21 protein-coding genes are annotated in these 20,164 nt (G+C 63.8%); 15 read left to right on the top strand and 6 right to left on the bottom strand.

Translation table 11 applies throughout. The features are described 5' to 3' along the window. Positions 1-4 precede the first annotated feature (4 nt). Genes ACSU1G_RS17870 through ACSU1G_RS17855 form a run of 4 tightly spaced genes read left to right on the top strand, consistent with a single transcriptional unit; the run spans position 5 to position 3,133 of the window. A complete protein-coding gene (locus ACSU1G_RS17870; protein WP_439281326.1) occupies positions 5-1,036 on the top strand; it encodes a branched-chain amino acid ABC transporter permease in 1,032 nt (343 codons plus the stop codon). After that, positions 1,033-1,848 (top strand): ABC transporter ATP-binding protein, encoded by an 816-nt coding sequence (locus tag ACSU1G_RS17865; protein WP_439281325.1) that lies wholly within the window; start codon positions 1,033-1,035, stop codon positions 1,846-1,848. The genes ACSU1G_RS17870 and ACSU1G_RS17865 overlap by 4 nt, the downstream gene beginning before the upstream one ends. Next, positions 1,841-2,536, top strand: coding sequence for an ABC transporter ATP-binding protein (locus ACSU1G_RS17860; RefSeq protein WP_439281324.1), 696 nt, complete (start codon positions 1,841-1,843; stop codon positions 2,534-2,536). Before ACSU1G_RS17865 ends, ACSU1G_RS17860 begins: the two co-directional genes overlap by 8 nt. A gap of 9 nt (positions 2,537-2,545) precedes the next feature. Then, positions 2,546-3,133: a cysteine hydrolase family protein gene (locus tag ACSU1G_RS17855; RefSeq protein WP_439281323.1), complete on the top strand. Its 588-nt coding sequence runs from the start codon at positions 2,546-2,548 to the stop codon at positions 3,131-3,133. 69 nt (positions 3,134-3,202) lie between these two features. Here ACSU1G_RS17855 and ACSU1G_RS17850 read toward each other — a convergent pair whose 3' ends face one another. Beyond that, positions 3,203-3,544 (bottom strand): DUF3870 domain-containing protein, encoded by a 342-nt coding sequence (locus ACSU1G_RS17850; protein ID WP_439281322.1) that lies wholly within the window; start codon positions 3,542-3,544, stop codon positions 3,203-3,205. 141 nt (positions 3,545-3,685) lie between these two features. Here ACSU1G_RS17850 and ACSU1G_RS17845 point away from each other — a divergent pair, with 141 nt between their 5' ends. Then, complete coding sequence (locus tag ACSU1G_RS17845; protein WP_439281321.1) at positions 3,686-7,096, top strand: pyruvate carboxylase; 3,411 nt, start codon at positions 3,686-3,688, stop codon at positions 7,094-7,096. On the opposite strand, the gene ACSU1G_RS17840 is transcribed toward ACSU1G_RS17845, so the two are convergent. Continuing rightward, entirely contained in the window at positions 7,077-7,235 is a 159-nt protein-coding gene (locus tag ACSU1G_RS17840; RefSeq protein ID WP_439281320.1) for a hypothetical protein, read from the bottom strand. The two genes, ACSU1G_RS17845 and ACSU1G_RS17840, sit on opposite strands and share 20 nt — an antisense overlap. A gap of 149 nt (positions 7,236-7,384) precedes the next feature. Here ACSU1G_RS17840 and ACSU1G_RS17835 point away from each other — a divergent pair, with 149 nt between their 5' ends. Beyond that, positions 7,385-7,774, top strand: a complete 390-nt coding sequence (locus tag ACSU1G_RS17835) for an SHOCT domain-containing protein (protein ID WP_439281319.1) — start codon at positions 7,385-7,387, stop codon at positions 7,772-7,774. Positions 7,775-7,884: 110 nt separating this feature from the next. Continuing rightward, a complete protein-coding gene (gene rraA, locus ACSU1G_RS17830; RefSeq protein ID WP_439281318.1) occupies positions 7,885-8,352 on the top strand; it encodes a ribonuclease E activity regulator RraA in 468 nt (155 codons plus the stop codon). Between the two features lie 72 nt (positions 8,353-8,424). Here the strand turns inward: rraA and ACSU1G_RS17825 are convergent, their stop codons facing one another. Continuing rightward, the gene (locus tag ACSU1G_RS17825) at positions 8,425-9,279 is read right to left on the bottom strand and encodes an SDR family oxidoreductase (protein ID WP_439281317.1); all 855 of its coding nucleotides are present in this window, start codon (positions 9,277-9,279) and stop codon (positions 8,425-8,427) included. A gap of 96 nt (positions 9,280-9,375) precedes the next feature. On the opposite strand from ACSU1G_RS17825, the gene ACSU1G_RS17820 reads away from it, so the two are divergent. The 3 genes from ACSU1G_RS17820 to ACSU1G_RS17810 are packed head-to-tail and all read left to right on the top strand — an operon-like array spanning position 9,376 to position 11,869. Then, positions 9,376-9,753 carry a winged helix-turn-helix transcriptional regulator gene (locus ACSU1G_RS17820; protein WP_439281316.1) on the top strand — a complete coding sequence of 126 codons (378 nt, stop codon included), beginning with the start codon at positions 9,376-9,378 and terminating at the stop codon, positions 9,751-9,753. Positions 9,754-9,812: 59 nt separating this feature from the next. After that, the gene (locus tag ACSU1G_RS17815; RefSeq protein ID WP_439281315.1) at positions 9,813-10,181 is read left to right on the top strand and encodes an ArsR/SmtB family transcription factor; all 369 of its coding nucleotides are present in this window, start codon (positions 9,813-9,815) and stop codon (positions 10,179-10,181) included. Then, positions 10,178-11,869 (top strand): SulP family inorganic anion transporter, encoded by a 1,692-nt coding sequence (locus ACSU1G_RS17810; RefSeq protein WP_439281314.1) that lies wholly within the window; start codon positions 10,178-10,180, stop codon positions 11,867-11,869. The genes ACSU1G_RS17815 and ACSU1G_RS17810 overlap by 4 nt, the downstream gene beginning before the upstream one ends. On the opposite strand, the gene ACSU1G_RS17805 is transcribed toward ACSU1G_RS17810, so the two are convergent. Beyond that, complete coding sequence (locus tag ACSU1G_RS17805) at positions 11,829-13,142, bottom strand: M20/M25/M40 family metallo-hydrolase (RefSeq protein WP_439281313.1); 1,314 nt, start codon at positions 13,140-13,142, stop codon at positions 11,829-11,831. The genes ACSU1G_RS17810 and ACSU1G_RS17805 overlap by 41 nt on opposite strands. A gap of 89 nt (positions 13,143-13,231) precedes the next feature. Here ACSU1G_RS17805 and ACSU1G_RS17800 point away from each other — a divergent pair, with 89 nt between their 5' ends. The 3 genes from ACSU1G_RS17800 (at position 13,232) to ACSU1G_RS17790 (ending at position 15,890) form a co-directional block, all read left to right on the top strand. Then, a complete protein-coding gene (locus ACSU1G_RS17800) occupies positions 13,232-14,161 on the top strand; it encodes a MetQ/NlpA family ABC transporter substrate-binding protein (protein ID WP_439281312.1) in 930 nt (309 codons plus the stop codon). Continuing rightward, positions 14,158-15,201 carry a methionine ABC transporter ATP-binding protein gene (locus ACSU1G_RS17795; protein WP_439281311.1) on the top strand — a complete coding sequence of 348 codons (1,044 nt, stop codon included), beginning with the start codon at positions 14,158-14,160 and terminating at the stop codon, positions 15,199-15,201. The genes ACSU1G_RS17800 and ACSU1G_RS17795 overlap by 4 nt, the downstream gene beginning before the upstream one ends. Before the next feature lie 89 nt (positions 15,202-15,290). Then, a complete protein-coding gene (locus ACSU1G_RS17790; protein ID WP_439281310.1) occupies positions 15,291-15,890 on the top strand; it encodes a methionine ABC transporter permease in 600 nt (199 codons plus the stop codon). Between the two features lie 14 nt (positions 15,891-15,904). On the opposite strand, the gene ACSU1G_RS17785 is transcribed toward ACSU1G_RS17790, so the two are convergent. Together ACSU1G_RS17785 and truA are read right to left on the bottom strand one after the other, a co-directional pair. Then, positions 15,905-16,582 (bottom strand): endonuclease/exonuclease/phosphatase family protein, encoded by a 678-nt coding sequence (locus ACSU1G_RS17785; RefSeq protein ID WP_439281309.1) that lies wholly within the window; start codon positions 16,580-16,582, stop codon positions 15,905-15,907. Between the two features lie 52 nt (positions 16,583-16,634). Beyond that, positions 16,635-17,480, bottom strand: coding sequence for a tRNA pseudouridine(38-40) synthase TruA (gene truA, locus ACSU1G_RS17780; protein WP_439281308.1), 846 nt, complete (start codon positions 17,478-17,480; stop codon positions 16,635-16,637). Here truA and ACSU1G_RS17775 point away from each other — a divergent pair. Beyond that, positions 17,442-19,529: an acyltransferase family protein gene (locus ACSU1G_RS17775; protein WP_439281307.1), complete on the top strand. Its 2,088-nt coding sequence runs from the start codon at positions 17,442-17,444 to the stop codon at positions 19,527-19,529. The two genes, truA and ACSU1G_RS17775, sit on opposite strands and share 39 nt — an antisense overlap. 184 nt (positions 19,530-19,713) lie before the next feature. Then, the gene (gene rplM / locus ACSU1G_RS17770; protein WP_439281306.1) at positions 19,714-20,160 is read left to right on the top strand and encodes a 50S ribosomal protein L13; all 447 of its coding nucleotides are present in this window, start codon (positions 19,714-19,716) and stop codon (positions 20,158-20,160) included. Positions 20,161-20,164 lie beyond the last annotated feature (4 nt).

Genomic DNA, 20,164 nt, shown 5'->3' with positions numbered 1-20,164 from the left:
CACCGTGGCTACAAAAGCAACTGACCAGGTCATCGCCAAGGCGCATGAGTCGCCTCCTCCCGCGCCCACGCACACCCGAGCAGCGATCGGGGAGTTCGTGCGAAACTATCGGACGCTCATCGTGGTGGGCCTGCTCCTGGTCTTACCGCTGTTCATTCCGGTAGACGAGCAGTACAACGCGAACCTCTGGGCGGCGATGGCGATCATGGCACTCAGCGTTGTGGTGGTCACCGGAGGATCAGGACAGGTGACCCTTGGTCACGCAGGCCTGATGGCTGTGGGAGCGTACGGGGCTGCGATCGCTTCGACGAAGCTGGATCTACCGCAGCCGCTTCCGCTGTTCGTCGCGCTGGGGGCAGCCACGCTCGTCGGCACCCTGCTGGCGTTCGTCTGTCTCCGACTTAACGGCATCTATTTGGCCGTGGTGACGCTCGCCTTCGGTTGGGCCGTGCCCGAGCTCGTGATGCGGTTCGAAGGTCTGACCGACGGCTACCGGGGTCTTTTCCCGGGGCCAATCATGATCGGAGACACCGAGATCACTTCGGGGCTACCCGGTGTGTATTTCGGAGTGATCGGTGTGATCATCGCGTTCGTGCTCGCCAGTAACATGCTCGGTAACTGGTCTGGCCTCAACGTTCTTGCGGTGAAGCAGTCGGAGATCCTCGCCGGAGCATTCGGCGTCGTGCCAGCACGTCAGCGCATCTGGGCGTTCGTCGTCAGCTCCTTCCTGGCCGGGCTTGGCGGTTATATCTATACGTTCTCGGTCGGCGCGGTCACCCCATCGTCGTTCACCTTCGACAACTCGATCGCCTTTCTGTCGGCCGCGGTCATCGGTGGCGTGGTCTCACCCATCGGAGCGCTGATCGGCGCAGCATTCGTATCAGTGGTGCCCAATCTGCTCGCGTCGAGTCCTGAGGTTGCGTCGATCGCATACGGAGTGCTGCTGTTCGCGGCACTGGGACTGCGAAGTGCGTTCCGGCAGTTCTCGTTCGCAGGGTTTAGGAAGAAGAAGAGCAAGAAGGGGACGGGACTGTGACGCTACTCGATAGCAGATCCGAGGAGACCACGCTCGACGACTGCGTTCTCGAGGTCGACGGGGTCAGCATCCAATTCGGCGGCGTTGCCGCACTCAAAGGTGTGTCGTTCCGTGTCCATGCTGGCGAAGTTGTAGGGCTCATCGGACCCAACGGTGCTGGCAAATCGACGATGCTCAACTGCATCTGCGGCTTCTACCGCCCCACCGCAGGCAGGGTACGGGTGGACGGCACCGACACCGTCGGCACTGTCCCACACCTGATGCGGTCCCGCGGAGTGGCACGCACATTCCAGGAAACGTTGCTTATCGACGATCTCTCACTGATCGACAACGTCATGCTGGGTCGTACAGTGCAGCGTCGCCGCGATCTGCTGCGTGGTGTGTTTACCCTTCCCGGAGCGAGCCGCCACTATCGTGAGCAACGAGAGCGGGCTGCCATGCTGCTCGAGGAATACGGACTGCGGACCTATACGCACACAGCTGCGGGCTCGGTCCCATACGGTGTGCGAAAGCTCGCTGAGGTTGCGCGTGCGCAGTTCGCCGAGCCCCGACTCCTGCTGTTGGACGAGCCCGCGGCAGGCCTCGGACCGGTTGAAGCCGAGAACCTTGCCGATCGACTGGCCAGTCTTGCGGCCTCGGGTATCGCCGTGGTTCTCATCGACCACAACATGGACTTCGTGGCACGCGCGGCCGATCGGGTTGTCGTGATGAGTGCTGGCGCGCTGCTCGCTGAGGGTACGCCGACCGAGATTCGACAGAACCAACTGGTGACCGAGGCATACCTCGGTCGGGGGAGAGGCAACCGTGCTTGAGATCACTGACCTGACGGCCGGATACCGCCCTCGCGTCGACGTGCTTCATGGCGTGACGATGACCATCGGGGACGGCGACTTCGTGGCCATACTGGGCGCGAACGGTGCAGGAAAATCATCTCTTGCCCGCACGATCTCCGGCATGATCCGGCCGCGGTCAGGCTCGATCACTTGGAATGGTGTAGCCCTGCCCTCGGATCCCGAGAAGGTGGCGCGCATGGGCATCAACCACGTGCCAGAAGCGCGCGGAGTCTTCGGCAACCTCACAATCCACGACAACCTCCTCCTCGGCGCCTACTGGGTACGCGACCGACGCACCCTGACCGAGCGTGCAGAAGTTGCCTATGAGATGTTCCCGATACTTCGTGAGCGACGTGACCACCTAGCAGGGACGCTCAGTGGCGGCCAGCAGCAGATGCTCGCGATCGGCCGCGGGTTGATGGCGAACCCGAAGTTGCTGATCGTCGACGAACCATCGCTCGGCTTAGCGCCAAATCTTGTCGAAGAGGTGATGGAGACTCTTGCGTCACTCAACAGTGCGGGTGTGACAGTGGTACTGATCGAGCAGAACGCAATCGCCCTGGAGTACTGTCAGCGCGGCTACGTTCTGCGCGCGGGCCGGGTCGTTGTCGGAAACACTGCAGAGGCGCTGGCAGGCAGCGACCTCCTCCGTGACAGCTATTTGTGAGGTGAAGGCATGACTGACGTACTGCTTTTGATGGATTACCAAGAGGGCATCTGCCGCTCGGACGGGGTGATCGGTGCTGCCGGTATGGGGGCACAGGCTGAGCAACGTGGCGTGCTGCCTGCGGCCGCCCGAGTGCTCGAGAAATACCGGGAGCTGGACTTGCCGAGGGTGTTTGTACGGGTCGCATTCGACGCCGACTATCAGCGGCTCTCGAGCGCCTCACCACGATTCGACGGATTTCGTGGCCGCGGCTTGATGATCGAAGACTCTGATGAGGCACAGATCTGCTCGGAGATCGCCCCGCTGCCGGGCGAGCGGGTGGTGTCAAAGGGATGCGTGATCCCCTTCATTGGCACTAATCTCACGTCCATTCTGACCAAGCTCGGCGCAACTCGGCTAGTCCTGGGCGGTGTCGCAACCAACATGGTGGTCGAGGGGACCGCTCGAGTTGCAGCTGACTCCGGGTACGCCGTCACTGTATTAGAGGACCTGTGCGCCAGCTCGAGCATCGAAGCTCACGAGTTCTCGGTGGGGCAGATGTTGCCGGCATTCGGCTCGGTTCAGCACTCTGAGGAGTATCTGGCGCGACTCGCCTAGCCCAAATCGCGGCGACGGTTTTTTGTGTCGAGGCAGGAAACCGTCGCCGTTCCGGGGTAGCGCAGAATCTCAGCTGCTACCCGCGGCATTTCCGTGCGCAGAAGAGGCTTCAGTGAATCGCCTAACGAGGTCGCGGAAAGCCGCGATCATCGCCTTCTGGGCAAGTCCGTGGTACCGAAGCGACAGGAACTCGATGAATGATGCTGCATCGGTGCTCAGTTTTCGTCCGACCATCGCGCGGCAGATGAACTCATCCGCGGTGCGCGTGGCGAGGGTCGTTGAAACGTCGATCACCGTTCCCGTTTGCCGGTCTACCAGAGCGACGACAGCGAGCACCTTATGCAGGGCCTCGGCGCTCGTGCCCTGCGGGAACTTGCCGTATCCAGCCACGATCATGACGTCGTCGTCCACAGACTCCACGGCACACTCAACTTTCTTCACGAGACAGAGCAATGTAAACACTCCGTCGACCAACTCGCCGGTTTCCAATGCGAGCGTGGCAATACTCTCACAGTCGATCGATTCTGCGGTTATCGAGATAGGGCTCTAAAGATGGCATTCTTCAATAAGATTCTGGTCGCGAATCGTGGTGAGATCGCGATCCGGGCATTCCGCGCGGCATATGAGTTGGGTGCGAAGACGGTGGCGGTGTTCCCGTATGAGGACCGCAATTCGATGCATCGACTGAAGGCCGATGAGTCGTACCAGATTGGGGAGACGGGGCATCCTGTGCGGGCATATCTCGATGTGGCGGAAATCCTCCGGGTAGCGAAGGAGAGCGGTGCTGACGCTATTTACCCGGGCTATGGGTTTCTCTCGGAGAATCCTGAACTGGCGCGGGCTGCGGCTGCGAACGGGATCACCTTCATCGGTCCGGGTGAGCATGTGCTGGAGATGGCGGGAAACAAGGTCACCGCGAAAGAGCATGCGATCGCGGCGGGCGTGCCAGTGCTCGCATCGACGCCAGCCACGCGCGACATCGAGGAGTTGATCGCGGGCGCTGCGGCAATCGGATTCCCGGTATTCGCCAAGGCTGTCGCAGGTGGTGGTGGCAGGGGGATGCGCCGGGTCGAACGGCCAGAAGATCTACGCAGTGCACTGGGGGCCGCCATGCGCGAAGCCGAAAGTGCGTTTGGCGATTCGACGATGTTCGTGGAGCAGGCCGTGCTTCGGCCTCGGCACATCGAAGTACAGATTCTCGCCGACCGTGCGGGGGAGACCTTTCATCTGTATGAACGGGATTGCTCGGTACAGCGCCGCAATCAGAAGGTGGTCGAGATCGCTCCGGCGCCAAACATCAGCGATGAGCTGCGGGCAGCGTTGCACGCTGACGCGATCAAATTCTCGAAGTCAATCAACTACGTCAACGCGGGCACGGTCGAGTTCCTGGTCGACACCATCGGCGATCGCGCGGGTCAACATGTGTTCATTGAGATGAACCCGCGCATCCAGGTGGAGCACACGGTGACCGAGGAGGTCACAGACATTGACCTGGTGCAATCGCAGATGCTGATTGCGTCGGGCATGACATTCGCCGATCTGGGCCTCGTCCAGGAGGATATCCAGTTGCGCGGTGCGGCTTTGCAATGCCGCATTACGACAGAGAACCCGACCGTGGGGTTCCGGCCAGACACGGGCAAGATCACCGCATACCGTTCGCCCGGTGGTGCAGGGGTGCGTCTGGATGGCGGCACGCTTGATGTCGGTTCGCAGATTAGCCCGCACTTCGATTCGATGCTGGCGAAGATGACGTGTCGTGGCCGGGACTTTCCCGGGGCGGTGCGGCGGGCTCGTCGGGCGCTAGCGGAGTTCCGCGTCCGCGGAGTATCGACGAACATCCCGTTCCTGCAGGCGGTGCTGGACGATGCCGATTTCATCGCGGGTGACGTGTCGACCCAGTTCATCGAGGAGCGGCCACAATTACTCGGAGGGTACCAGTCGAAGGACCGCGGGACGAAGATTCTGAGCTGGCTCGCGGACGTGACGGTGAACCAGCCCAACGGTGTCCGCGTGGGCACGATGGATCCGGCCGATAAGCTGCCGACGATTGACCTGGGAGCTCCTGCGCCGCACGGTTCGCGGCAGCGACTCCTCGAACTCGGGCCGGGCGGCTTCGCCGCGGCGCTGCGTGCACAAGCCTCGCTTGCGGTCACTGAAACGACGATGCGCGATGCGCACCAGTCACTGCTCGCGACCCGCGTGCGCACCCGTGACCTCGTGGCTGTGGCGCCGTACGTGGCACGAATGACTCCCGAGTTGCTGAGCGTGGAGGCATGGGGTGGGGCGACATACGACGTGGCGCTGCGGTTCCTGGGCGAGGACCCGTGGGAACGCCTCGGCGCGTTGCGGGAGGCCTTGCCGAACGTGGCGATCCAGATGCTCCTGCGCGGACGCAACACCGTTGGCTATACCCCGTACCCCACCGAGGTGACTGATGCGTTCGTGCGCGAGGCCGTGGCAACCGGAGTCGACCTCTTCCGCATCTTCGATGCCCTGAACGATGTCGAGCAGATGCGCCCTGCGATCGAGTCCGTGCTGGCCACCGGCGTTGCGGTCGCGGAGGTCGCCGTATGTTACACCGGTAATCTTCTTGATCCGGCTGAAGACCTGTACACGCTCGACTATTATCTCCGGCTTGCCGATCAGATCGTTGCGGCTGGCGCACACGTGCTCGCGATCAAGGACATGGCGGGGTTGCTGCGTCCGGCCGCGGCTGCAAAGCTCGTGACGGCATTGCGGCACGCGTTTGAGCTGCCGGTACACGTACACACCCATGACACAGCTGGCGGTCAGTTGGCCACTTTGCTCGCGGCAAGCGCAGCGGGTGCGGATGCTGTCGATGTGGCATCCGCGCCGATGGCGGGAACGACCAGTCAGCCCAGCGCGTCCGCTCTGGTCGCAGCATTGGCTCACACTGAGCGCGATACGGGCCTCTCGCTGGCTGCCGTCTCGAATCTTGAGCCGTATTGGGAGGCGGTGCGCCAGGTCTACCGCCCCTTTGAATCCGGGCTGTCGGGCCCAACCGGGCGCGTCTACCGTCACGAGATTCCCGGTGGTCAACTGTCCAACTTGCGCCAGCAAGCCATGGCATTAGGGCTGGCAGACGACTTCGAGCGCGTCGAGGACCTGTATGAGGCTGCGGACAAGATCCTGGGCCGTGTACCCAAGGTCACACCCTCATCGAAGGTCGTGGGAGATCTTGCGCTGCACCTGGCTGCAGTCAAGGCTGACCCAGCCGATTTCGAGGAGAACCCGCACAATTACGACATCCCGGACAGCGTCATCGGTTTTATGGCGGGTGAACTGGGAGAGCTACCTGGGGGCTGGCCTGAGCCGTTTCGTACCAAGGTGCTCGCCGGTCGCACCGTGAAGGCAGGCCTCACCCCGATCTCTGCGGACGACGAAGCTGCGCTCGCCGACAACGGTCGGCCACGTCAGGAAGCCCTGAACAGACTGCTGTTTCCCGCGCCCACCAGCGCGTTCATCGCGCAGCGGGAACTGTTTGGTGACCTCTCCGCGATTGACACCGTCGATTATCTTTACGGTCTCACCCAGGGTGTAGAGCACGTTGTCGAGATCAGCAAAGGTGTGCGTTTGTTGGTGGGGTTGGAGGCCATCGGCGTAGACGACGAGGGCATCCGCACGGTTATGACCACGCTCAACGGGCAGTTACGTCCGGTGAATGTGCGTGACCGTCAGGTGGCGGTCGACACCAAGTCTGCCGAGAAGGCGGATATTGATCAGCCTGGGCAGGTGCCCGCGCCGTTTTCCGGGGTGGTGACTCTCAACGTGAAGCAAGGCAGTACAGTCGGCGCTGGCGATGCGATTGCGACGATCGAGGCCATGAAGATGGAAGCAGCCATTACGACTCCCGTAAGCGGCACGGTCACACGCCTTGCGATCTCGAAGACTCAGCAAGTAGAGGCAGGTGACCTCCTCGCCGTTATCGCTCCCGGTTCCTAACAGGCCGCCGGCGCAGGTTCGACTTGATCGTTCCGAGTGCCTTGCGAGACAGGCGGATCGTGTCGACCGCGCTGTGCAGGTCACCTCGCACGAGTGGGATATCGGATGCTTCGAGCGTGACGTCCGTGCCGGTGCTCATGGTCAGACCTAGCGTGAGGAGTTATCTTGGGTATCGGTCGTATTCCTGGACGTATACATGCCTTCTGCGCCATACTTCGATTGGGGTCGATTCGGCGCGACACGTCCACGCATCGAGTCCTATTCATCACTGACGAAGGGGTCTGATCCATGTCTTTCTGGTCTGCAATCTGGGATGTGCTGCTGTGGGCGCTGACCTTCACGGTCTTCATCGCGTACCTGATGGCGCTTTTCTCGATCATCAGTGACTTGTTCCGCGACCACAAGCTCAACGGCGTAGCCAAGGCAATCTGGTTGATCTGCCTGATCTTCCTGCCGCTGCTCACCGCTCTCGCCTACCTCATCTTCCGTGGACGGGGCATGAGCGAGCGCGCGGCTGCTCAGCAGCAGGCCGCCAAGAATGCAGCGGACAGCTACATCCGTACCGTCGCAGGCAACCCGGTCGAGGACATCGCTCGGGCCAAGGAACTGCTCGACGCGGGAACGATCACCGCTGACGAGTTCGCCCAGCTCAAGTCGGCAGCGCTCGCGAAGAGCTGATCTGACACACCTGGAGGAGGCTCCCGACTTCGGTCGGTGGCCTCCTTTTGCGTGTCCCGAGATTCATCGCGTGAGACGATGGCCGCATTGCCGAGACGTGAGGAAATCCCATGACCATCGCCACCGCTGACCTCTATGACGAGCTCGACGAGAGCATCCAATCCCTGCCTGTGCAGTTGCGCTCCTTCGGACGCAAGGCCGCCTTTGACGGGCCGATTCGCACGATCCGCTGCTTCGAGGACAACGCCCTCGTGAAATCGACACTGGCGACACCCGGCGACGGCGCCGTGCTCGTCGTTGACGGAAGTGCTTCGCTGCAGACCGCGCTGATGGGTGACATGATCGCCGACTCCGCCGTTGCGAACGGCTGGGCAGGCGTCGTCATCAACGGCGCGATCCGCGACAGTGTCGCAATCAACGCGCTCGACCTCGGAGTGAAAGCGCTCGGAACCAACCCGCGCAAGAGCAGCAAACTCGGCGCCGGTGAACTGGACGTCACCCTGAAATTCGGGGGAGTGGTCTTCCGCGTCGGCGCACACCTGTACAGCGACGAGGATGGCATCCTCGTCGAGCGGTGAGTTCCCCTCCGGTCGCGATTTCTGTCGCCTGAGCGCGACTCAAGCGACAGAAATCGCGACGGGAAGCGCGGATCAGGCGAGCGCGCGGAGGCTCTCGGCGAGCGGCGTCGTCGGGCGGCCGATGAGACGGGCGAGCGTGCCGTCGGTGTCGGCGAGTGCACCGCCGCGGATGCCGGCCTCCAATGTCGTCACGAAACCGATGGTTCCGGCATCGAGGCCTGCCGACTCCAGCGCGGCAGCGTGCTGCTCGGTTGAAAGTGCCGTGTACTCGACCGGGCTGCCTGCGACATCGGCGATCGTGGCCGCAAGCTCGGCGTGATCCCAGGCGGCGTCGCCGCCGAGTTCGTACACCGCACCGATGTGGCCGTCTTCGAGGAGGACGGCGGCCGCGGCATCCGCGAAGTCACGGCGGCTGGCCGAGGCGACCTTTCCGTCTCCCACGCTCGCGGCGAGCACCCCGGTTGACGCTGCCTGAGCCATGGGCCCGGCGTAGTTCTCGTTGTACCAGTTGTTGCGTAGGATCACGGCGGGGATGCCCGATGCGGCGATGAGTTCCTCGGTGGCCTTGTGTTCGGGAGCCACCACGAGGTCGCTGGTGGTGGCTTTGGGCGCGCTCGTGTAGACGATCTTCGCGACACCGGCCGCCTTCGCAGCATCCACCACAGTCTGGTGCTGTGTGACGCGCTTGCCGAGCTCTGAGCCAGAGATCAGCAGCACGGCATCGACGCCCTTGACGGCCGCGGTGACGGTGGCGGCATCGTTGTAGTCCAACGACGCGACGCGCACTCCGCGCGCCGCGAGGTCGGATGCCTTGGCCACGTCGCGGGCTCCGGCGACAATCGACTGCGGATCCGTGCCGCGAGCGATCAGGCTGTCGATGACGAGGCGGCCGAGCTGTCCAGCTGCGCCGGTGATGAGAATGCTCATGTGAGGTCCTTTCGTGGGGAAGATCATCGGGGACAACTCTCTCTGCACCGATAACCTTCCAAACCGGTGGTACCCACTTTGAAGTAAGGTACCCACATGGCAGTGAGTTTTGCGCAGATTCAGGAGAGATCGCCCAACGTCTTCGAAGAAGGCTGCAGCACACGGGTGATCCTCGATCACATCATGAGCAAGTGGGGCGTGCTCGTCCTGGCTTGTCTGTCGGAGGGTACGCGTCGATGGGGCGCACTGCGCCGTGAGGTCGACGGCATCAGCGAGAAGATGCTCGCCTCCACTTTGCGCAAACTCGTTGATGATGGTCTCGTGCATCGGGAGGCTTTCCCCACCGTGCCTCCGCACGTCGAGTACAACCTGACGCCGCTCGGCCTGGATCTCATGGAGCGGATGCTGCCACTGGTCGCGTGGGTTGCCGACAACGCGGACGGAATGCTGGGGCGTGGGGATACAGGCCAGTAGACGAGAAGGAGCCGGCCACCCACCCCACGGTATCCACTCGATGATATGATGATTTCATCATGTCATTAAGTAATGCGCAGAAACCGCTGTACGAGGTGAAGGCGAATCTGTTCAAGGGGCTCGCGCATCCCTTCCGCATCCGCATCCTCGAACTCCTCTCCGACTCGGACGAGGTCAGCGTCGCGCAGATGCTGGCAGAAACGGGGCTGGAGGCCTCGCACCTGTCGCAGCATCTGGCGGTGCTCCGACGCCATCGGCTCGTGGAGTCCGAACGGCGGGGGAGCCACGTCTACTACCGTCTCGCGCACCGGCAGGCGGCGGAGATGCTCGCGGTCGCCAGACTCCTGCTGCTCGAAGTTCTCGCGTCGGATGGTGAGCGTCTGGACGAAGCGCGCGCGCTGCCTGCCGTCGGCCGCGGAAGCCGATGACCATGGGCGCAGGAGCCGCTGCACGGATCGGCGCGCGCCTGCGCGCGCTCCTTCCCTCCCCAAAGGACTATCGGGGGCTACGACGCACGTGGCGAGGCGATCTCGTCGCCGGAGTCACCGTCGGTATCGTCGCACTTCCACTGGCGCTGGGTTTCGGAGTCAGCTCGGGGCTTAGCCCCGCAACGGGACTGGTGACGGCAATCGTCGCGGGCGTCCTGGCCGCGATATTCGGCGGCTCACATGTGCAGGTCTCCGGACCCACCGGGGCGATGGCGGTCGTGCTGCTTCCGATCGTCGCGCTGCACGGGGCCGGTGCCGTTGCCCTCGTCAGCATCATGGCCGGCATCATCGTGCTGGCAGCCGGAGCCCTGCGCCTGGGGCGAGCGGTCAGCTTCATCCCCTGGCCGGTCATCGAGGGGTTCACCCTCGGCATCGCCGTGATCATCTTCTTGCAACAGGTGCCATCGCTGACGACGCCGGTCGCGATGGATGCCGCATCCCACAGCTCCAACGCGCTCGTCGCTGCGGCGCAGGCCGTGGCTTCCGCCGACTGGACCTACGTTCCGTGGGGTGTCGGGGCGGCGCTCATCGTCATCGTCTGCATGGTCGGAGCGCAGCGTCTGCATCGCGGAATCCCTGGCTCACTGGTGGGCATCGTCGTCATCACCGTGCTCTGCGCGTTCGTGCCGAACTCGCTGGCTGTCATCGGCGCGCTGCCGGCCAGCCTGCCCGCGCCCACCCTGCCCCCGCTGGTTCCCAGCACGCTGATGTCGCTTGTCGGTCCTGCGCTGACTGTCGCGGCCCTCGCTGCCATCGAGTCCCTACTGTCTGCGCGCGTCGCGGCCTCGCTCGATGACACCGGGCCCTACGACGCTGATCGCGAGCTGGTCGGGCAGGGCATCGCATCCATCGGCTCTGGGCTCTTCGGAGGCATGCCGGCGACGGGTGCCATTGCCCGCACCGCGGTCAACGTGCGATCGGGTGGTCGTTCTCGACTCGCTTCGATCATGCACGCCCTGGTGCTGCTGCTCATCGTGGTGGCAGTGTCTGGGCCGGTGGGGATGATCCCGCTGGCGGGCCTGGCCGGCGTGCTCATGCTGACGGCCGTTCGCATGGTGCAGCGGGCGACGATGATGTCAATTCTGCGCTCGACGCGCGCGGATGCCGCAGCGTTCTTCCTCACCGCGATCATCACCGTGTCGTTCGATCTCATCGTCGCCGTGATCATCGGCATCGTCTTTGCGGGGATCTTCGCGGTCCGCAACCTCTCACGCACGTCAGGCGTTCAGCGCGAGACGCTGCCAGGCGAAGCGATCCCTGGCGATGACCGGATCGCGATCGTGCGGTTCGACGGCCCCCTCATCTTCGCATCCAGCGATCGGGTGTTCGACGAGGTGACCGCGGTGCGAGATGCCACTGTCGTGATCTTGCGCATGTCCAGGGTCGAGCACGTCGACGCCACCGGCGCGCACATCCTCTCCGACATCGTGCGTGCGCTCGAACGCCGTGGCATCACCGTGCTCATCAAAGGTGTCCAGCCTGCGCACGAGGGCCTGTTTCGTACCGTTGGCGTGCTCGCATCGCTACGACATCATCGGCATCTTTTCGCCGACATGGACGCGGCCGTCGCCCATGCGCGCGATCACGTCAGGCGCTCTGAAGGATCCGCGCCGTCGTCCTCGCACTGAAGTACAGGCTCTCCACCGGTACGCATTCGTCGGCCGCATGGAACTGTCCATACACATCGAAGTCGTCAGGCACACGCAGCGGCACGAAGCCGTATCCGTTCACTCCGAGCCGTGCGAAGTGCTTGTTGTCAGTGGATGCCGGCAGCAGATAGGGCACGACGACACCGTCCGGATCTTCGGCGCTGATGGCCGCGGCGATCACATCGATGAACGGCCCATCGATTGGTGCATCGATCGGCGAGATCATCCGCTGCCAGGACACCTCCACCGTGTCTCCGGCGAGCTTCTCGATGCCGTCTCGCAGAGCGGCTTCGCCATCGGGTAGCGCCCGCAGATCGACTGTCGCATGTGCGCTGCCAGGGATGATGTTGCTCTTGTCGCCCGCGCGCAGCACTGTGGGAGCCGCGGTGTTCCGCGCGGCTGCGGCGATCACTCGCCCGACGAACCCGAGGGCCTCGAGCTCAGCATCCAGATTCTCATCGGTGAACTCGACACCACGCGCCGCGCCGAAAACCTCGAGGAACCGTTCCAATGCGGGCGTACGCACCACCGGAAAACGGTGCTCCCCGATCCGAGCCACAGCGCCGGCGAGCTGCGGCACCGGATCGCTCGGCAGCGGCCGTGATGCGTGCCCTGCCTCGCCGCGCGCGGTCAGCTTCACGCTGCCGACGCCCTTTTCTGCAGTCGCGAGCAGGTACGCACGGCGTCCCTGGGCCAGCGGAACTGAGAATCCGCCGACCTCGCTGATCGCCTCACTCGCACCGGCGAACAGCTCTGGCCTGTTGTCGACCAGCCACGACGCGCCCCACACGCCGCCGCTCTCCTCATCTGCGAGGAACGCGAAGATCAGATCCCGACGAGGGCGGATGCCGGAACGCGCGAAGTGCCGCGCCACTGCGAGGATGACACCGGCGAAATTCTTCATGTCGACGGCGCCTCGGCCGTACAACAGGCCGTCTTCGATTTCGGCGCCGAACGGCGGATGCGTCCAATCGTCAGCGTTGACCGGAACCACATCGAGGTGTGCGTGCACGATCAGCGCCGCAGCATCCGTGTCACTGCCGGCGATGCGCGCGATCACGCTGCCGCGCCCAGGAATCGGCTCGACGAAAGTCGTCTCGATACCGACTTCTTCCAGCTTGGCCTGCACGAATCGCGCAGCACGGGTCTCGCCGTCGCCGATCGTCTCGAGGTCTCCGGTGTTGACGCTGTCGATGCGGATGAGATTGCGGACGAAGGTGAGGGTTTCTTCTTCCAGCAGGTGGTGAGTCACCACCTCAGCGTATGTCGGACACCGCGTGCGTTACGCACGGTTACCTCTCGAATCGGAGTGGTGGTCGCTCGCGTGGTTCACTCACTCTCGTGAACAACTCCCGCGTGAAGAAGAAGCTTCTGTCCGTTCTCGGCGTGCTGGCAGCCGGCGCGCTGACCATGTCGATGGCGGCATGCGCGGGTGGTGAGCAGAGCGCCGCCGGTAGCGCTGGTACCGCTGGCGGCGAAGACAGCAAGATCGTCCTCGTCGCGGATGACGGCATCGAGGCGCACTGGACGCTTCTGAAGGAGAAGCTGGCAGACGAGGGCATCGATCTCGAGGTGCGCACTCTCACCGACGGCGTGCAACTCAACCAGGCCGTTCAGGACGGCGAAGCCGACATCAACCTGTTCCAGCACCTGATCTTCCTCTCCGACTTCAACGTGAACAGTGGGGGCACCCTGGTGCCCGTCGGCGCCACGGCACTGTACCCGCTCGCGCTGTACTCGGAGAAGTACTCCGATGTCGCAGATATCCCTGAGGGCACCGTCGTCGCAATCCCGAACAATCCCACCAACCTCGCACGCGCACTGCTGAACCTGCAGCGCGCAGGCCTGCTTGAGCTCAAGGATGGCGGCGACGCCTTCTCCTCGGAAGCCGACATCACCTCCAGCACGGTCGAGATCCTCGCCGTCGACTCGAACCAGACCGTCACTGCACTCAAGGACGGCAGCGCCGAGGCGGCAGTCGTCAACAACACCCAGGCGCAGAAGGGCGGGCTCGGCGACGACCTGATCATCTTCAAGGAAGAGCTCGATAACCCTGAGCTCGCGCCCTACATCAACGCCTTCGTCGTGAAGGACGAGAACAAGGATGACCCGCGCTGGGCGACACTCATCGAGGCCTACCACTCGGCCGAGGTCGAGGCCGCGGTCTCTGATCTGAACCAGGGCAACCTGGAATTCAAGGGCGATTGGACCGCAGAAGACCTGCAGGCCGAGCTGACCGACCTCGAAGATCAGCTGCGCGCTTCGAAGTGACATCGCGCAACGACGGGCCCGAACACCGCATCATCACGTTCGAGAATGTCTCCAAAGCGTTCCCCGGAACGCGCAAGGGGCCCGTCGTTGACGCCCTCGATGACGTCGACTTGGAAGTCCAGCAGGGCTCCATCGTCGGCGTCATCGGATACTCGGGCGCGGGAAAATCCACGCTCGTCCGGTTGATCAATGGGCTGGAGAAGCCTTCGTCCGGCACCGTAAACGTGCTCGGAACAGATGTTGGCAACGCGTCGGAGAACCAGCTGCGTGCCCTGCGTGGGCGCATCGGCATGATCTTCCAGCAGTTCAACCTCTTCAACTCGCGCACGGTGCGCGGCAACGTCGCATATCCACTCAAGGTCGCCGGGTGGAAGAAGGCAGACATCGGCCCGCGCGTGAGCGAACTGCTCGACTTCGTCGGCATCGGCGAGAAGGCCGACAGCTTTCCGCGTGCGCTCTCGGGCGGGCAGAAGCAGCGCGTCGGAATCGCGCGGGCGATCGCGACGAATCCTGAGTTGCTGTTGGCGGATGAAGCGACCAGCGCACTCGATCCGCAGACCACCGGAGAAGTACTGGCGCTGCTGCGTGAGATCAACCGCAGCCTCGGCATCACGATCGTCGTCATCACTCACCAGATCTCCGTCGTGCACGAGCTGTGTGATCAGGTCGTCGTGATGGACGGCGGCCGCGTGGTCGACAGTGGCGACACCTATCGCGTCTTCGCTCACCCGCGGGCCGCGCTCACCGAGCGATTCGTCTCGGCGGTCACCCAGGGGGTGCCATCGGGGGAGACCCTGGATGCTCTGCGTGCAGGAGGCGGGACGCTGGTCAGCGTCGACGTCAACGAGTTTACGAGCGAGAACGTCGACGAGGTCTTCGAGAAGCACGCGCTGCGCCGCGCTGTCGTTTTCGGCGGCGTGACCGACATTCGTGGTCGCCAGCTCGGCACACTCACCTACCGAGTGCAGGCGGGGCCGGATGCTGTCACCGCTGTCGTCGCGGAACTCACTGCGAACACGAAGGCGCAGGTGCTTGCGTGATGGGGGTCGGCACGCTGGGGGTTCGCACAGCGACTGACTGGATCTCACTGACCCCGGTACTTCTGGAATCGATCCAGGAAACCGTCTACATGGTTGCGGTCACTCTGCTGATCGGCGGCGTCGCTGGACTCCTGATCGGCGCATCGCTCTATGCCACGCGCCCGGGCAATCTTTTCGCGAACCGCGGCGTCTTCAATGTGATGAACTTCGTGATCAACGTGGTGCGCCCCATCCCGTTCATCATCTTCCTCACCGCTGTAGGACCACTGACGAAGGTGATCGCGGGAACCTCGCTCGGCACGGACGCCGCGATCGTGCCCATGACGATCATGGCGGCCGTGGTGATCGGACGCGTGGTCGAGCAGAACCTCGTCGCGGTCGACCCGGGGGTTGTCGAAGCAGCACTGGCCATCGGTGCCAAGCGGATTTCGATTCTGTTCGGCGTCGTGATCCCTGAGGCGCTGGCCCCGCTGATCCTCGGTTACACGTTCATGTTCATCGCGGTCGTCGACATGTCGGCGATGGCCGGATACATCGGTGGCGGAGGACTCGGAAACTTCGCCATCATCTACGGCTATCAGCAGTTCAACCAGGAAGCCACCTGGGTCACCGTGGCGATCATCATCGTGATCGTGCAGGTCGGCCAGATCTTCGGCAACTGGCTCGCGCAGCGGGTGCTGCGGCGTTAGCAGCCGGCTGAGATTTACCGCACCTGATCCACAGCGGCAGTTATCAGGATCGGCCGATGATCGCTGGAGCGCTGCGGAAGAGTCTGGATGCTGTCGATCGTGAAGCCGTCCGACGTCGCGAAATCATAATGCCCCTTGAACACGCGGTACCGCGTGTACGTGCGGTCATCGCTGAGCGTCAAGGTGTAACCGTGATCGCGCACGGTCTGGCTGAGGTTTTCTTTGAACACCGGGTAGTTGTAGTCGCCGACCATGAGCAGTGGTAGCCCCGGGCCCATCAACCTGAGCTCGGAGAGCGCGGCGCGGATCTGGTTGCGTCGCAGCGAGTTCAGCGCGGTGAGGGGAGCGGCATGGAACGAAGCCACGATCAGCTCGCGTCCGTCATCGATGTCCTGCAGTCTCACTCCGAGCACTCGTTCATGCGCCGGCTTCAGCATTCGGTCGTGCAGCGACTTCTTCAGACCGAACGTGCGCATCGCCCGCAGACGAAAAGTGTTCGTGCGGTAGTAAACGGCCAGACCGAGACGATTCCCCTGCGTAGCATCCGCAAGCGCGAGGCCGCCGATCTCATCCGGCAGAGCGGCCACGTCGCATTCCTGGAGGCAGAGGAGATCCGGCGCATACTCGGCGGCGAGCTCCTCGAGCTCGGTCGCAGCACGATGCTTGCGCAGGTTGTACGAAATGACCTTCATCATTGCCACGCTACTGCGTTTGGACGTGCGTGCGGGTGCCAACCGGAAACGTTCATTCCGATCGGTCGCGCCGTGCGCGTGTCTGCTCGGCTCGCGTCGCGAGCAGGTCATCGGCGGGATAGCCGACCTCGGTCAGTGTGAGTCCGCGGGCCGCAAGAACCTTGAACTGGCTGGTGCGATCGAGCGCGTCGCGCAGCACCACGAGATCGCTCACATCGAGGCGCTGTTCACCGACGGCGACGCATCCGCCCACGAGCGCCCGCACCATACTGTGGCAGAACGCATCGGCCTTGACCTCGGCGATCAGTACACCCTCGGCATCACGATGCCAGCGGTAATCGAGGAGCGTGCGAATCGTCGTCGCCTCCTCGCGGGCCTTGCAATAAGAGGCAAAGTCATGCAGGCCGATCAAGGTCTGTGCCGCGGCATCCATCGCCTCGACATCGAGCACACCACGGATACTGGTGGTATCGAGCCTGCGCGATGGATCGAAGCCAGCGACGTCGTCTGCGAGCCGGTAGCGATACCGGCGCCAGACCGCAGAGAACCGGGCATCGAAGCCTTCTGGGGCGAGCGAGGAACGATGCACGGTGGCGTCGGGGTAGGCGCCGAGGACTCCGCGCATGCGACGAGCGATGGATGCTGCCGGATTCTCCATAGCGAGACCATGTCGTGCGTGGATACGCGACCACTGGTCTTCATTGAGATCGACGTGCGCGACTTGGCCTGCGGCGTGTACTCCCGCATCCGTGCGCCCGGCGATCACGAACTGCACGTCTGAGCCAACGATGCGCCCGAGCGCGGCCTCCAACGTGCCTTGAACGGTGCGCAGCCGTGGCTGCTTTGCCCAGCCGCGGAAATGGGTGCCGTCGTAGGCGATGTCGAGCCGAATTCGCACCAGGCCAGCTTAGACTGGACTTTTGACTTCGTTTCGGCCGCGAGCCGACGCGCACCCCTCACGATGACACAAAACCAGACCTCTTCCCTACGCTTCGCAGGCCTTGACGGCCTGCGTGCGGTCGCCGTCATCCTCGTGGTCATCTATCACCTCTTTCCTGGCTCGCCACTGCGGGGCGGATTCGTCGGGGTCGATGTCTTCTTCGTGATCAGCGGGTTCCTGATCACTTCGTTGCTTTTGCGGCCGTCGCGCCTCGGGCGCCTGGGTACGCCCCGTCGTCTTATCGATTTCTGGCGTCGCCGCGCTCGCCGATTGCTGCCGGCGCTGGCCGTCGTCGTCACTGTGTGCGCGACCGCAGCCTGGCTGCTGGGTGGTGACCTGCTGGTCGGGATGGGCCGCCAGGTGCTGGGTGCTGCGACCTTTAGCTACAACTGGCTGGCCGTCGCCGACGGCACTGACTATTTCACCGCAACCGCACCGGAGCTGTTCCGTAACTTCTGGTCGTTGGCGGTGGAAGAGCAGTTCTATGTGGTGTGGCCGTTGCTGCTTCCGCTCGTCCTGTTGATCCCCGGGCGCTGGGTGCGCGTGGCTTTGCTCGTCGTCGCGGCGGGCGGGTCTGCGTGGTGGATGGCGCAGCTCGTCGGAGCCGGCGACGTCACGCGGGCATATTTCGGCACCGACGCGCATGCATTTGGGCTGCTGCTCGGTATCGCGCTGGCGCTGACCATCGTCAATATGCCGGAGAAGGCATGGATGCGCGGGCGAGGGATGCAGGTGACCTCGCTGTTCATCGGAGTGGTGGGTCTCGGTGCAATCGTCATCGCCGCGCTGATGCCGGAGTCTCCGGACACGGCGACCTTCCCTGGTGCGCTGCTGCTGGCTACCGTCGGTAGTCTGCTTGCGGTGCTCGCTGGCGCCTGGCCGGGTTCGTGGTTCGGGCGCGGCCTGGATGTCGCTCCGCTGCGCTGGATCGGCGATCGCTCGTACGGCATCTATCTCTGGCACTGGCCGGTTCTCGTGCTCGTGCTCGTGGGCACACAGGGCTTCGGGCCCGAGGCGGGAGTGCCGGTGATGGCCGGACTGTTGGCCCTCGTTTTGTCGGTCACGGCGGCCACGCTGTCCTACCGATTCGTCGAGCAGCCTTTGCGTCGATACGGATTCCGTCGTTCGCTTCGCGTGCTCGGGCAGCGGATTGCCGGCACTGCGGTGGCTCGCTTCACCGGGCTCGCAGCGCTGACCGTCGCTGTCGTCGCGATCGGTGGGACTACCGGCGCGATCGTGAACGCTCCGCACGCGTCGTCGGCCGCCGCGATGATCCACCTCGGCGCGCAGGCAGTCGAGGAGGCATCCCAGACGCCCGCGCCTGTGTCGTCAGATGAGCCTGTGTTACCGACTGCGTCGCCCTCGCCGGACGTGCCTGGGGAGCTGGGCGCGACGGGTGAGCCTGCGGAGTCTGGTGAGCCTGGTGCTGGGGCATCCGAATCGGTGATCGTCGTGCCTGACGGCACGCAGATCACGGCCGTGGGTGATTCGGTGATGCTCGCGTCGGCGCCGTCGTTGATCGAGCAGTTTCCCGGGATCACAGTGGATGCGGAGGTGTCGCGTTCGATCTGGGCGGCACCCGACATCCTGAACGCGCTAGCAGAGAACGGCGGGCTCCGCGAGAACGTCGTCGTCGCTCTCGGGACCAACGGGCCGGTCGACTGGGGCGTGCTCGACCAGATGGTGCAGATCGTCGGTGCCGACCGGAACCTGATCCTCGTCAACGCACATGCGCCGCGTGACTGGATTCCCGGTGTTAATGCTGACCTCGATGCCTTCGCCGGCAGCCATCGCAAGGTGTGGGTCGCAGACTGGTCGGGAGCGATCGGTGCGCGCACGGATCTGCTCGCCGGCGACGGCATCCACCCCGGCCGAGGCGGCGGAGATGTGTTCGCGGCATGCGTGGAGTCGGCCTTCCAGACGATCGAGAAGGAGCGCATCCGCGCGGAGAAGCGCTTTGAACAGGCGCCGTCCGGCCGGGCACCGCGCGTGCCGTTCCCGGAGTGAGTCGGACACCGCGCCCGCCAGCAGCACACCGATTCCCACTTCCGGGCAACATGACGTAAGCTATATCTTTGGTACTCGACTGCCGAGTGCCGCGAACGTGAGCCCTCCACTGGCGTGTTCCATAGGAACCACCCCGGAGTGGGATTCACGAACCTCTCCGTTCGAACAAGAAAGCAGCACTATTGTGACGCGCACTTACACCCCGAAGGCCGGGGAGATCCAGCGTGACTGGGTCATCATCGACGCCAACGACGTCGTTCTCGGCCGCCTCGCCTCGCACGCCGCAGCGCTCCTGCGCGGCAAGCACAAGCCGACCTTCACCAACCACCTCGACTCGGGTGACTTCGTGATCATCGTGAACGCCGACAAGGTCGCGCTCACGGGTCAGAAGCTCCAGAAGAAGATGGCGTACCGCCACTCGGGCTACCCGGGCGGCCTCAAGAAGGTCTCTTACGAAGAGCTCCTCGAGAAGAACCCGATCCGCGCTGTGGAAAAGGCCATCCGTGGCATGCTCCCCAAGAACAGCCTCGGTCGCGCGCAGCTCACCAAGCTCAAGGTTTACGTCGGTGCAGAGCACCCGCACGCTGCTCAGCAGCCCACGACGTATACCCTCGACCAGGTCGCCCAGTAAGCGC

Source organism: Microbacterium sp. A93 (genome assembly GCF_051842835.1).
Note: the sequence above shows the minus strand (reverse complement) of the source record. Positions and strands in the feature narration are given on the sequence as shown.

Coding starts and splice junctions, on each gene's coding strand:
- ACSU1G_RS17855 (WP_439281323.1), top strand. CDS start 2,546: ATGACTGACGTACTGCTTTTGATGGATTACCAAGAGGGCATCTGCCGC.
- ACSU1G_RS17845 (WP_439281321.1), top strand. CDS start 3,686: ATGGCATTCTTCAATAAGATTCTGGTCGCGAATCGTGGTGAGATCGCG.
- ACSU1G_RS17840 (WP_439281320.1), bottom strand. CDS start 7,235: ATGAGCACCGGCACGGACGTCACGCTCGAAGCATCCGATATCCCACTC.
- ACSU1G_RS17835 (WP_439281319.1), top strand. CDS start 7,385: ATGTCTTTCTGGTCTGCAATCTGGGATGTGCTGCTGTGGGCGCTGACC.
- rraA (WP_439281318.1), top strand. CDS start 7,885: ATGACCATCGCCACCGCTGACCTCTATGACGAGCTCGACGAGAGCATC.
- ACSU1G_RS17825 (WP_439281317.1), bottom strand. CDS start 9,279: ATGAGCATTCTCATCACCGGCGCAGCTGGACAGCTCGGCCGCCTCGTC.
- ACSU1G_RS17820 (WP_439281316.1), top strand. CDS start 9,376: ATGGCAGTGAGTTTTGCGCAGATTCAGGAGAGATCGCCCAACGTCTTC.
- ACSU1G_RS17815 (WP_439281315.1), top strand. CDS start 9,813: ATGTCATTAAGTAATGCGCAGAAACCGCTGTACGAGGTGAAGGCGAAT.
- ACSU1G_RS17810 (WP_439281314.1), top strand. CDS start 10,178: ATGACCATGGGCGCAGGAGCCGCTGCACGGATCGGCGCGCGCCTGCGC.
- ACSU1G_RS17790 (WP_439281310.1), top strand. CDS start 15,291: ATGGTTGCGGTCACTCTGCTGATCGGCGGCGTCGCTGGACTCCTGATC.
- ACSU1G_RS17785 (WP_439281309.1), bottom strand. CDS start 16,582: ATGAAGGTCATTTCGTACAACCTGCGCAAGCATCGTGCTGCGACCGAG.
- ACSU1G_RS17775 (WP_439281307.1), top strand. CDS start 17,442: ATGGGTGCCGTCGTAGGCGATGTCGAGCCGAATTCGCACCAGGCCAGC.